Annotated in this window: 12 protein-coding genes; all 12 read left to right on the forward strand. The window is 44.7% G+C overall.

The features are described from left to right. Positions 1-3 precede the first annotated feature (3 nt). The 12 genes from V3V99_06280 (at position 4) to V3V99_06335 (ending at position 12,871) form a co-directional block, all read left to right on the forward strand. The gene (locus tag V3V99_06280) at positions 4-1,164 is read left to right on the forward strand and encodes a DegT/DnrJ/EryC1/StrS aminotransferase family protein (GenBank protein MEE9442258.1); all 1,161 of its coding nucleotides are present in this window, start codon (positions 4-6) and stop codon (positions 1,162-1,164) included. Continuing rightward, positions 1,161-1,751: a sugar transferase gene (locus V3V99_06285; protein MEE9442259.1), complete on the forward strand. Its 591-nt coding sequence runs from the start codon at positions 1,161-1,163 to the stop codon at positions 1,749-1,751. The genes V3V99_06280 and V3V99_06285 overlap by 4 nt, the downstream gene beginning before the upstream one ends. A gap of 62 nt (positions 1,752-1,813) precedes the next feature. Further along, complete coding sequence (locus tag V3V99_06290) at positions 1,814-3,619, forward strand: NAD-dependent epimerase/dehydratase family protein (GenBank protein MEE9442260.1); 1,806 nt, start codon at positions 1,814-1,816, stop codon at positions 3,617-3,619. Positions 3,620-3,722: 103 nt separating this feature from the next. Continuing rightward, positions 3,723-4,991: a serine--tRNA ligase gene (gene serS / locus V3V99_06295; protein ID MEE9442261.1), complete on the forward strand. Its 1,269-nt coding sequence runs from the start codon at positions 3,723-3,725 to the stop codon at positions 4,989-4,991. 6 nt (positions 4,992-4,997) lie between these two features. Beyond that, positions 4,998-6,218 (forward strand): HAMP domain-containing sensor histidine kinase, encoded by a 1,221-nt coding sequence (locus V3V99_06300; protein ID MEE9442262.1) that lies wholly within the window; start codon positions 4,998-5,000, stop codon positions 6,216-6,218. Positions 6,219-6,243: 25 nt separating this feature from the next. Then, positions 6,244-7,809, forward strand: a complete 1,566-nt coding sequence (locus V3V99_06305) for a bifunctional response regulator/alkaline phosphatase family protein (protein ID MEE9442263.1) — start codon at positions 6,244-6,246, stop codon at positions 7,807-7,809. A gap of 7 nt (positions 7,810-7,816) precedes the next feature. Beyond that, positions 7,817-8,257, forward strand: coding sequence for a tRNA (adenosine(37)-N6)-threonylcarbamoyltransferase complex ATPase subunit type 1 TsaE (gene tsaE, locus V3V99_06310; GenBank protein MEE9442264.1), 441 nt, complete (start codon positions 7,817-7,819; stop codon positions 8,255-8,257). Beyond that, entirely contained in the window at positions 8,254-8,922 is a 669-nt protein-coding gene (tsaB, locus tag V3V99_06315; GenBank protein ID MEE9442265.1) for a tRNA (adenosine(37)-N6)-threonylcarbamoyltransferase complex dimerization subunit type 1 TsaB, read from the forward strand. The genes tsaE and tsaB overlap by 4 nt, the downstream gene beginning before the upstream one ends. Continuing rightward, positions 8,897-9,352, forward strand: coding sequence for a ribosomal protein S18-alanine N-acetyltransferase (gene rimI, locus V3V99_06320; protein MEE9442266.1), 456 nt, complete (start codon positions 8,897-8,899; stop codon positions 9,350-9,352). Before tsaB ends, rimI begins: the two co-directional genes overlap by 26 nt. Before the next feature lie 23 nt (positions 9,353-9,375). Further along, the gene (accD, locus tag V3V99_06325) at positions 9,376-10,230 is read left to right on the forward strand and encodes an acetyl-CoA carboxylase, carboxyltransferase subunit beta (protein MEE9442267.1); all 855 of its coding nucleotides are present in this window, start codon (positions 9,376-9,378) and stop codon (positions 10,228-10,230) included. Between the two features lie 11 nt (positions 10,231-10,241). Continuing rightward, positions 10,242-11,531: a folylpolyglutamate synthase/dihydrofolate synthase family protein gene (locus V3V99_06330; GenBank protein ID MEE9442268.1), complete on the forward strand. Its 1,290-nt coding sequence runs from the start codon at positions 10,242-10,244 to the stop codon at positions 11,529-11,531. Continuing rightward, positions 11,528-12,871, forward strand: a complete 1,344-nt coding sequence (locus V3V99_06335; protein ID MEE9442269.1) for an ATP-binding protein — start codon at positions 11,528-11,530, stop codon at positions 12,869-12,871. Before V3V99_06330 ends, V3V99_06335 begins: the two co-directional genes overlap by 4 nt. Positions 12,872-12,873 lie beyond the last annotated feature (2 nt).

Genomic DNA, 12,873 nt, shown 5'->3' on the forward strand with positions numbered 1-12,873 from the left:
TAGATGGCAATTAAAAACGTGCCCTTTTATCGGCAGTCATTCGATAAAACCGAAATCGCGGAAGTCACCGATACTATAAAAAGCGGATGGGTAACGACCGGAACGAAAGCGCACAAGCTCGAAGAATTGATATCCGGGTACGTGGGGGCGAAATACGCCGCGGCGGTAAATTCCTGCACGGCCGGGATGCACCTTCTGCTTAAAGCGTCGGGGATAGGCCCCGGCGACGAAGTAGTTACGACTCCCTACACGTTCGCCTCAACGAGTGAAGCAATTTTATATACCGGAGCCAAGCCGGTTTATTGCGATATCAATTATAAAACGTTAAATATAGAAGCAAATGCGGCATCCTGTAAAGTAGGCAAAAAAACCCGAGCGTTATTACCGGTCCATATCGCCGGTTTGCCGGTCAATATGAAGAAATATGTATCGCTTGCCAAAATCAAAAAAATCAAATTTTTCGATGACGCGGCTCACGCTATCGGGGCGGAATATAACGGTCAAAAAATAGGTTCTATCGGCGATGGAAGCGCCTTCAGTTTTTATGCCACCAAAAATTTGACAACCGGCGAGGGCGGTATGATTACCACCCGGCATAAACGACTCGCTGAAAAGGTAAAACTCTTATCCTTGCATGCGATGAGCAGAGGCGCCTGGAAAAGATATACCAAAGGCGGCAGCTGGCGGTATGATCTTCTTGATCTGGGATATAAATACAACATGTCCGACCTGGCGGCATCGCTGGGCCTGGCGCAATTTAAAAAGTTCGAATCATTTCAAACCAAAAGACGGCGAGCGGCACAAAGATATATTTCGAATTTATCTCAAATCGATGCGATTCGATTGCCTTTTGTCGATAGCAATTCGGTTCATGCCTGGCACCTGTTTCTGCTCCGCCTGAAATTGAATAAATTGAAAATAAATCGCGACCGATTTATTGTTGAGCTGAATCAGCGAGGGATCGGCACCTCGGTTCATTTTATCCCATTGTTCCTGCAGACTTTTTATCGCCGTCATTTGGGTTTGGACAAAAAAGATTTTCCCAACGCTTATAAGGCTTACCGGGAAGTCATAACCCTGCCTTTGTTTCCCGATATTAAACCGGGCGAAATCGATTATGTCTGCGACACCATCGGAACAATCGTGAAAAAATATCGTCGATGAAACGGTTTTTTGATTTTGTTGTATCGCTGTCGGGATTGCTTGTCCTGTCTCCGCTCCTGATTTTAATTAGCCTGGCAATCCTGTTTTCTATGGGCTGGCCGATTTTTTACAGGCAGGTCAGGGTGGGAAAAAACGGCCGGAAATTTAAGATTATCAAATTCCGCAGTATGGTTAAAAACGCGGAAAAACGGGGTCCCGAATTCACAACCGGGGGAGATTCACGGATTACTCCTTTGGGTGGAATCCTGCGAAAAACCAAACTGGATGAATTGCCGCAGTTTATGAACGTATTAATCGGAGACATGTCTTTGGTCGGGCCGCGGCCCGAAGTCCCGCGCTATGTCGCGCTGTATAATGAGGAGCAAAAACAGGTTTTGTCCGTTCGTCCCGGGTTGACCGATCCGGCTTCAATCGCCTATCGTAATGAGGAAGAAATTCTGGCCGGATACGAAGACAGCGAAAAAGCGTATATTGAAGAAATAATGCCGGCCAAACTGGAATTGAATCTGGAGTATATCAATCGGGTTTGTTTTACGACCGACATATCTTTAATATTTAAAACCATCAGCAAAATATTTTCCCGCTAATGAGCCCTTGCCAGCCATAATAATTTATGTATATTATCATGCTTTATTGGGATTGAGAGATTATGCGGAAGAGACTGTATTCATACTTACTGGCAGCTTTTGATTTTATTTTATTCAATATTGTTGTCTGGATTCAGATATTATTAAGGCCCTCTATAAGTGAAATTTATGGAGGCGGAGTCATACAATTTTTACTGCCGACTTTTACCGCTTTGGTAATGGTTGGACTTTTGGCTTTATTCAAGCAGTATCGGTTCAAGAAAAAAGACCGTTTCCTCCGTCAATTTACCAGCGCGTTCAATGTTGTCACCCTCGGATTTTTATTGATAGTAATTATCAGTGTTGATCTGGGCGCCATGCGGGAATTTGAGCGGGGGTATCTTCTGATATTGCTCGTCGGCTTACTGGTGGCAACGGCCCTTTCTCGAATCATCACTTATTTATGGTTCGGAGGTAAACCTGATTTTTCGCTCAAGGAACCGGTTGTTTTGAAGCAGGGTAATTCGCATCAAAACGGAAATAATAAGCCCTTGATAATTCATAATAATGTTGCAGTCAGCGAAATAAAAAAGCGTATCGATAGTTCTCCCTTTGATTTTGCCGTGATTACCGACGAAAGCGGGTATTTCAAAGGGGTCATAAATGACGGCGATATCATTGAAGCCACAATGCAAAACGGCCATGAGTTGAAGATAAAGGATATTCTTAATCACTCCTATCCGGTCGCGAGGGAAGATATATCCGCGGGTCGGATGCGGCAAATAATGCTGGAGCGCAATCTTAGGTTCTTGCCTTTACTCAGCGGCGAAGGCAAACCATCGCGAGTCGTCTTACTTTCCAATCTCAACGCCAAATATCAGGACCTGATGCAATCTCGGGGCACAGGCCAGGTTCTCATAATCGGCGGCGCCGGATATATCGGTTCAGTGATGACCCGTTATCTGCTCAAACGCGGTTATCGGGTAGCCGTTCTGGATAATCTGATGTTCGGTTACGACGCCCTCAAAGATTTGGATAATCATCCGGCTTATCGATTTTATAAAGGCGACGCGCGTAATATTCAGGATTTATTGACGGCCATAGAAGATGTCGATAGCGTTATTCACCTGGCGGCTATCGTGGGCGATCCGGCCTGCGCTCTTGACCCCCGGGCTACTATCGACATAAATTATGAAGCTTCCAAAATCCTGGTCGATACCTGCCTGAACAAAAATGTCAAACGGCTTCTCTTCGCTTCGAGTTGTTCTGTATATGGGGCGAGTGAAAACGATGAATTGCTCACCGAAGAATCGCCACTTAATCCGATCTCACTATACGCCGAAACACGCATCCGTTCCGAGGAAGCGATATTAAATCAAGCCGAGTCGCCTCTGGTGGTGACTATGTTCCGCCTCGCGACGGTCTTTGGTTTTTCGTACCGACCTCGTTTTGATCTGGTCGTAAATATCCTTACCGCTCGCGCTTTGCAGGAAGGAGAGATATCGATCTTTGGCGGTTCGCAATGGCGGCCTAATATTCACGTTCGGGACGTTGTCGGGGGTTTTGTAGCCGGGATGGAAGCACCCATTGAAGTTGTCGATCGGCAGGTATATAACCTCGGTTCAGAGAAAGAAAATTACCGAATCGCCCGAATCGGCGATATGGTCAAAGAAGCTCTGCCGGATACGATTGTCAAAACCGTTGATGCGGAGATAGACAGTCGTGATTATAAGGTCAATTTCGATAAGATCGAAAAGGCTCTCAACTGGCAGGCCGAGGTGAGCGTCCCCGAGGGAATACAGGAAATCATAAGAGCATATCATCAAAACAAATTCGGACATTATTCCGAGAAACGATATTCAAATCTGAAAATCCTGCAAGAAGCATAGAGAATACCAATGGGTAAATCGGTTTAGATTTCCTTTATTGACCTTGGCTTTGGATTTATCTACATTAATTACCTTGTTATCCGTGTAAATACTGGAAGGAAAAATGCTTGATATTAAATTAATTCGAGAAAATCCGGAGCTTGTTAAAAAGGCTTGCGCCGACAAGAATGACATGGTCGATATAGATGAGATATTAAATCTCGATAATCAGCGAAAAAAATTACTAACCGAAACCGAATCGCTGAGGGCGAAACAAAATCAAGCCTCTCAGGAAATCGCTCGTCTCAAAAAATCCGGTGAAGATACTTCCCCAGTCATCGCTGAGATGAAAGAAGTCTCCGCTCGGGTAGGAGAGATGAACGGGAAGGTTCGGGAAGTCGAAGTCAAACTTCAAACGGCCATGCTCAAAGTTCCTAATATGCCCGATAAAGACGTCCCTGTCGGTCCGGACGAAGAGCATAACGTTACTATTCGCGAATGGGGCGATAAACCGAAATTTGATTTTACACCCGCCCCTCATTGGGAATTGGCCGAAAAACTCGGGATTCTTGATTTGGCGGGAGGCGCTAAAATTAGCGGCTCCGGTTTTTATACATTAAAGGGATCAGGGGCCCGACTGGAACGGGCGTTAATATCATTCATGCTCGATCACCATACCCAAAAATATGGTTTTATTGAAATAATGCCGCCGTTTTTGGTTCGCGGCGATTCGATGAGAGGCACGGGACAATTACCCAAATTGACCGATGATATGTACCGCGTTGAAAACGAAGATTTGTATTTGATTCCCACTGGCGAAGTTCCGGTGACTAATCTGCATCGCGACGAGATATTGAAAGAATCCGATATGCCGATTTATTACGCCGCCTACACTCCCTGTTTCCGCCGCGAAGCAGGCGCAGCGGGAAAAGATACGCGGGGAATACTGCGAGTTCATCAATTCAATAAAGTTGAGCTGGTAAAAATAGTAAAACCGGAAACATCCCATAACGAGCACGAAAAACTCCTTGAGCAGGCTGAATCTATCTTGCAGTTATTGAATATTCCTTATAGGGTGCGGATTCTGGCTACCGGGGACCTGTCATTTGCCGCCGCAAAATGCTATGATATTGAAATCTGGTCGGCTGGAGTAGAAAAATATCTTGAAGTCTCATCGGTTTCGAATTTCACCGATTTTCAAGCCCGGCGAATGAATTGCCGCTACCGTGATGAAAACAACAAGGTCCGATTTGTTCACACTCTTAACGGCTCCGGTACCGCGTTACCGCGACTTATGATTGCTCTTTTGGAAAATAATCAAACAAAAAATGGCCAGGTTCTTATCCCCGAAGTAATGAGACCGTATCTGGATGGCCTGGAGAAAATCGAGTAATTGACCATGCCCGCCGACCGACCGAAATATTCGCTTTTGGCCTCGGGGCGTTTTAACGCCCTTTTTAAGGGCTTTATATTGTTCGGCGTCTGCGCCATCGGGGCTGTCTTTGTTTACTACACTAACGATATCATTCAGGATATCCGGGAAAACGAAGCCCAGACAGTTGAAACTTATACTCAAATAATGCAACTGGTCGCATCCGATTCGGTTAGCAGTCAGGTAACCTCGGTACTATTTGATGAGATTATCCTGAAATCAAATTTCCCCATCATAGTCACCGATACACTCGAAAACCCTCTCTTCTGGAAAGCCGTCCCGGGAATGCCTGCAACCAGTGATGATCCCCAGGTCCTTGACAAAATTCGCGAAAAAATAGCGGATATGAAAATCCGCAAGGGTGAAGTACTTATATATGTCGATTCCTTGCCGATTTCAAAGATATTTTACGATGATCCGGCACTGGTCGGCAAACTCCGCTTGATTCCGATCGTAGAGATGGCAATGGTAGTCGCTTTTGTTTTTCTGGCTCTAATGGGATTTCAGCAGATTCGCTTGTCCGAACAGAGAAGTATCTGGGTCGGGATGGCCAAAGAAACTGCGCATCAGTTGGGGACGCCGATTACATCAATGATGGGCTGGATCGATTTGCTAAAATCCGGTGATTCTTCGTTCTCTGACGAGGAAATCTATAGACGGATTGGCATTGATTTGAAACGGCTCGAAACCATCGCCAATCGTTTTGGAAAAATCGGATCCCAGCCGGTTCTAAAAAAAGCCGATATCAATACCCTGACTGGCGAGGTATTAGAGTATTACAGGGAGAGACTGCCTCACGGTGGCAAAGGCGTAATTATAGATTTTTCGCCGGGGGAAATCCCCGAGGTTAACGTCAACAAGGAGCTATATAACTGGGTCATAGAAAATCTGATTAAAAACGCACTGGAATCGGTTGACGCCCAAAAAGGAACAATTTTTGTGGAAACTTCTCAGGCTTCATCCGGTAAACAGATTTGCGTCGTTGTTTCCGATAACGGCCGAGGGATTAACCGGCGCGATGCCCGACGCATTTTTCGCCCCGGATTTACGACCAAGAAGCGGGGTTGGGGGTTGGGTTTATCGCTATCGAAACGAATTATTCGGGAATACCACCACGGTAGCATAACCCTTGTAAAAAACGATACCGCTAATGGAGCGACTTTTGAAATTAAATTACCGATATCATGACGTTAGACTTTAGATTGGAAAGATTATGATGGCCGTACCAAGCAATAAAATATTATGGGTTGATGATGAAATAGATATGCTTGAAGCTCATATCAGTTTTCTAACACAGCGCGGGTTTGAAGTGACGCCCTGTTCATCCGGCGATGACGCTATTGACGCGATTTCCAAAGACGAATATGACCTGGTTCTTCTCGACGAAATGATGCCGGGAAAGGACGGCCTTCAGACGCTGGTGGAAATAAAAGATATTCGTCCGCATTTACCCGTCGTCATGGTCACCAAATCGGAAGAAGAGTCCCTGATGGAAGAAGCATTGGGGCAAAAGATCGACGATTATTTAACTAAGCCGGTCAATCCTTCACAGGTTTTAATGGCAATTAAAAAACATGTCCAGAGCAAAAAAATCGTAACCGGAAAACTGGGCCAGCGCTACATTACCGATATTAATCGCATTAATATGAACCTGGCTGGAGCTGCCGAATGGTCGGATTGGGCCGAAGCGTACATAACCTTATGCGAGTGGTATTTGGAACTGGATAAATACCCCGACGAGGGCCTGGCCGAAATTCAAAAAGGCACTTACAAAGAGTGGAACAATCAATTCGCTCGGTATTACGAAAAGAATTATGAGAACTGGGTCAACGACAAAAATCGCCCTCCCCTATCTCCGGATGTCGTCGATGAAAATGTTATTCCTCGATTGGAAAGCGGCGAACGAGTGGTCTTTATCGTCATCGACTGCATGCGTATGGATTTATGGCTGAAGCTCGAACAACTTCTGGCGGATTTGTATCATATTGAACATAAACACTATTTTTCCATCATTCCTTCAGCGACGCCGTTCGCTCGCAACGCGATTTTTTCAGGTAAATTTCCCATCAAGGTGGCCAAAATGTATCCCGACGACTGGAAAGCCTATCCCGATGACGAAGTTTCTCGAAATAAACGTGAGGGCGAATTACTCGAAAATCAATTAAAAGAAAAAAATGTTTCCGTTCAAAACGGTTCCAAATACATAAAAGTTTTGAACGTTTATGAAGGTGAAGGGTTGGCCAAAAGAGTCGAGAGTTGTCTGGCATCGCAACTGGTCGCGCTGGTAGTGAATTTTGTCGATGTCCTGACTCACGGACGATCCAGCAATGTTCTTCTAAAGGAAATCGTACCGGATGAAGCCGCTTTCAGATCGCTTATGACAACCTGGTTTGAGCATTCAACTCTTTTTGAAACCCTGAAGATGCTCGCGCGAAAAAACGTAACCGTTGTTATTACCTCAGATCATGGCTCGACCCTGTGCTCACGGGGGACAATCGCTCACGGCAAGCGTGACACCTCGACTAATCTGAGATATAAATACGGCGATAATCTGAATTGCAATCCCAGGGAAGCGCTTTTGATAAAAAATCCCGACCGTTATCAACTGCCTTCGTTTACCCTGGCGACGACTTATATTATTACGCGGGAAGATTTTTATTTTGTCTATCCCAATAAATATAATGAGTATCAAAAGCATTTCCAGAACAGTTTCCAGCACGGCGGGATCACAATGGATGAAATTATTCTTCCGGTTTCGATATTAAAGCCTAAAGGATGAGTTGGGGTTGATTGAGTTCGACACAATAATAATCAGCCGTTCCCCCGCCCATACTGAAAAGCTGGCCGCCGGATTTTATGAAATTGTAGGCAATAGCGGAGTTATTGCTCTCTACGGTCCACTGGGGGCGGGCAAAACGGTATTCGTACGAGGTTTTGCCGCTGCTGCCGGGGTCGATCCTGATAAGGTAAACTCGCCTTCGTTCACTCTGGTTAACGAGTATCCGGGCGGGCAAACGCCGATATTCCATTTTGACCTATATCGATTCAAGAAGGCATCTGAATTTCATGATATCGGCGGGGATGATTATTTAAGCCGCGAAGGAATTGCCCTGATAGAATGGGCTGAAAACGGAGTTGGATTTATACCTGAAAACCGGTTTGAGATAGAAATTGATATCATTGATGAAACCAGCCGTTCTCTGATATTCAGGAAAATTGAGAAATGAAAATTCTGGGCATCGATAGTTCCACCGATCGACTAAGCGTTGGGCTTTGCCGTGACGGAAAAATTATTTCTGACAGGTCCATCGATTCTTTACGCGAGCATGGTTCCCGTATCATGGGATTGATTGATTCTACTCTCAAGGGAAGCAAAATAGAAGTTATAGCTCTGGACGGCGTCGCCGTCGCCGTCGGCCCGGGATCGTTTACGGGTTTGAGAGTCGGGATGGCGGCCGCCAAAGGTTTGGCTCAGGCTTTGAATATTCCAATTGTTGGAATCTCGACTTTTGAAGTTGTGGCCCACAGATTACTCAACGAAGTGGATGAATTTGTTCTCGTTGAACAAGCCCGCAAAGGTGAGTTTTACTTTTGCCACATGGATATCGAGTCCGACATATTATCGAATATGAAATTAGTGGCGTTAGAAAATCTCGGAGTGAAAGTGGAAAATTTGCCTGTCGGTTTGATTGGGGTTGCAGCCGATTGGCCAATTGAATCCAATCAAACAATACATTCTGAAAAAACTAAGGTATCCGGAGCAGAACTGGCGATTTTGGGTGAGGAGAAAATTCTAAACGGTCGGGCTGATGATTTGGCTCAATTGGAACCTTTATATATCGCGCCTTCTCAGGCAGAGATCAAATATGGAAGAACTAAATCCTCAAATTAAAGAGATGGTTCTTGAGGATCTCCCGGAAATACTGCGTTTAGAGCGGGAGCTGTTTTCTGATCCGTGGCCGGAGTTGGCTTTTATTGAGGATATTGAATCCAATTTTAGTTATCCTTTTGTCGCGCATATTGATAATGAAATTATCGGGTACGCGATTTTGTGGATTGGGGTCGAGGAAGGCCACCTGACCAATATTGCCGTTGACAAAAAGTATCAGCGAAAATCGGTTGCGAAAAAGTTATTATCATTTATCTTAAGGTTTGCTTGGGAAAATGAACTGAAACAGATTTTTCTGGAAGTCCGTCCGTCGAATACGGCGGCCGTGACTCTATATGAATCGTATGGATTTAAGAATCTGGCAATCCAGAGGAGCTATTATAATAATCCTTCCGAAGATTGCCTGATGATGAAAAAGGATTTAACCGATTAATTTGGCGGGGATTTGGGATTGATATGGATTGGTTTCGTAAATCAAAACATGGCTTGGTATCGCAACAAAAGAAAGAAATCCCGGATGGCCTGTGGACCAAGTGCAAAGGATGCGGAGAAGTAATTTACACCAAAGTCCTTGAGGAAAACCTCTGGGTTTGTCCGAATTGCAATTATCATTTTCGCATAAATGCCAAAAAAATTATAGATCTTTTATTGGATAACGGCGAGATCGAAAAATACGATGAAAACCTGGTTTCGCTTGACCCCTTATCATTTCGGGATTCGAAAAAATATACCGATCGGATAAAAGATTCTCAAAGGAAAACGGGACTCAAGGACGGTATTGTCAGCGGTTTTGGAACCGTAGACGGCATTAAAGTATCTTTCGCGGTCATGGATTTCTCATTCATGGGCGGTTCCATGGGTTCGGTTGTAGGTGAAATTGTCGCCCGCACAATTGAACGCGCGACAGAAAAAGAAATTCCGCTGGTAATAGTCTCCTGCAGCGGTGGGGCCCGGATGCAGGAAGGAATCTTGTCTTTGATGCAAATGGCCAAAACTTCAGCGCTTCTGGCGCTTCTGGCCAAAAAGAAAATCCCGTTTATTTCGATATTGACCAATCCTACCACGGCCGGGGTGATGGCATCGTACGCCTCATTGGGCGATATTATCATCGCCGAGCCGAAAGCTCTTCTGGGGTTTGCCGGGCCGCGTGTGATTCAACAAACTATCGGTCAGGATTTACCGGAAGGATTTCAATCATCGGAATTTTTCCTTGAGCACGGTTTTTTGGATATTATTTCGGAGCGCAAAGATTTGCGCCGCAATCTCAGTCTCTGCTTAATTTATACCTATAATCAACCCGCGCAGGGTTAATATTTTCGTTTATGAGCCAGGATAATTATCAAAAGGCGCTCGACTTTATATATAATCGCCAGCATTTTGGGATTAAACTGGGATTGCACAATATTACCCGTCTTTCCGAATGGCTGGATAATCCTCAGGACAAATACAATATCGTTCACGTCGCGGGCACTAACGGTAAAGGTTCGACATCGAGCTTTATTGCGTCAATCCTTCAGGAGGCCGGATATAAAGTAGGTTTGTTGACCTCTCCCCATCTGGTTGATTACCGGGAAAGAATCAGGTTGGACGGGCGGAAAATTGAAAAAACCGCAATTGCCGAATTCATTGAGAAATATAAAAAACTGATTGTTAAATCCGATGTGACATTTTTTGAAGTTACGACTGCCCTGGCCTTCTGGTATTTTTATAAGAAAAAGGCTGATTGGGTTGTTTTGGAAACCGGGCTGGGCGGTCGCCTTGACGCAACTAATATTGTCATGCCCAGGGTATCGGTGATCACCAATATTTCTCTGGAGCATACCAATCTGCTCGGAAAATCTATTTATAAAATTGCCGGGGAAAAGGGCGGAATTATAAAATCCCATATTCCTCTGGTAGCAGGCATTTCTGATAATGGAAATGAAGCCTCTCAAAGATTCAAAGAAATATGCGCTGAGAAAAACTCGCCTGTCTATTTTCATGATGACAAACAGTACCGATACGCATTTGAAAACGGGTATGATATCTTAAATATTTTTTCAGGAGAATACAGGGGGTTAAAGGCAAGGGTCTCCCTGTGGGGAAAACATCAGGTTCAAAACAGTTATCTGGCAGTTCGAACGATTGACGTTTTAAACAAGCAGGGTTTTGATATTTCAAAAAAGGCGGTCAAAAATGGCCTGGCGAAAAATTACTGGCCCGGCCGCTGCATGACCGTCAGGAAACGTCCGCGGGTCATCATTGACGCAGCTCACAATCAGGAAGGATTCGCGGCCCTGTCAGATACTCTTAGAATGCATTTCCCCGGACAAAAATTCCATTTTTTAATCGGTATGGTTGAGAAGAAGCACGGCGATGCTTGTTTGAGGATGATCGAACCGCTGGCAAAATCGATTTCGACTGCTCGCATAAAAAACCCCCGGCGCGACGATCCGTATTTCCTGACGTCGCGATTAAATTATCAAAAATCTCATGTGCGGATATATCCCGATATTCCGTATGCTTTTCAGGACCTATATAAAAACTGCTCTCAGACCGATATATTGATAATAGCTGGCTCTCATTTTATTATGGGTGAATTGGCTCTATTTATCAAACGAGACGGATTTTGAATAAAGAAGATAAGGCAAAAAACAGATCACGGCAGGCTGTGGAGATGCTCGGCTCGGCCATTGATATAAAAATCAATGAGCTAACCGAAAGCAATCGCCGGTTGAAGCGTAAAATTTTTGACCTCTATACTATTTTTGAAATCAGCCGTAATTTTAATGCCGTCCTTAATTATCAAACACTGGTAGATTCTTTTCTGCTGACATCATTGGGACAGGTTGGAGCCGCGTCGGCGGCGCTGTTTCTTCCCGATGAAAATGATTCCCAAAGTTTCAATCTCGTTAAGTCCAAAGGATTGATGCGCGATGTCCGTTTTGAAGATAATGGTAATATTGTCGGAGACCATGCCAAAAATCTATTTGAGATTAATAAACCGATAATGATCGATGAATTTCTGGATGAAAACTCTGGCAAGGGCTCTGGCAAGTTACTCCGCCGTTTCAAGAGAGGTATTGCCATGCCCCTTATTTTCAAATCGAATCTCAAGGGTCTTTTGATTTTGGGTGGTAAAGTTTCCAATGAAGATTTCGCTCCCGATGATATTGAGTTTTTATCTATCCTCGCCAATCATTTCGTTGTAGCTCTGGAAAACGCGCGTCTGTATGAGTCGGAAAAAACGGCTCTAAAAGAGCTTCGCCAGGCTCAAAAACAGCTTGTCCTGTCCGAGCGAGCGGCCGCGATGGGCGATTTGTCGGCCAAAATCGCCCATGAGGTCAATAATCCGTTAAGCATTATCTCTAATTATCTTCATTTGGCCGGGCGATCAATGGACTCGCCTGAAACCGCTCAGGAGCATCTGGGTGTGATAAGACAGGAGCTGGATCGAATCGCGGGAATTGTCCGGCAGCTTCTTGATTTTCATCGTCCGCAAAAGGCCAAAATACAGGAGACGGATCTTAAGGAGATTATTGACGCGACCCTATCGCTCATGAAATGGCAGCTTAAAGAAAATCAAATTGAACTGAAGTGTATTTATGCCAAAGATATTCCCCCGCTAATGGCCGATCATGAGCAATTGAAACAGGTATTTTTGAACTTGATTATAAACGCCAAAGATTTTATGCCGGACGGTGGCACCCTGACGATTGACGTTTCATATCGGAATGATAAATTACACATAGTCCTCTCCGATACGGGATGCGGTATTCCAACAGAGAATCTGTCTCGAATATTCGAGCCGTTTTTTACGACCAAGGAAGGAAAATCAGGAACCGGGCTGGGGCTCTCGGTTTGTTACGGAATTGTAAAAGAGCACGGAGGTAATATTATCGCGACCAATAATGATGGGGACGGATCGCGCTTTGATATAATATTGCCTGCCTTAAAAAACCGGGGAGGATGACG

The organism is Candidatus Zixiibacteriota bacterium (assembly GCA_036480375.1).
Classification (GTDB): Bacteria; Zixibacteria; MSB-5A5; order GN15; family JAAZOE01; genus JAZGGI01.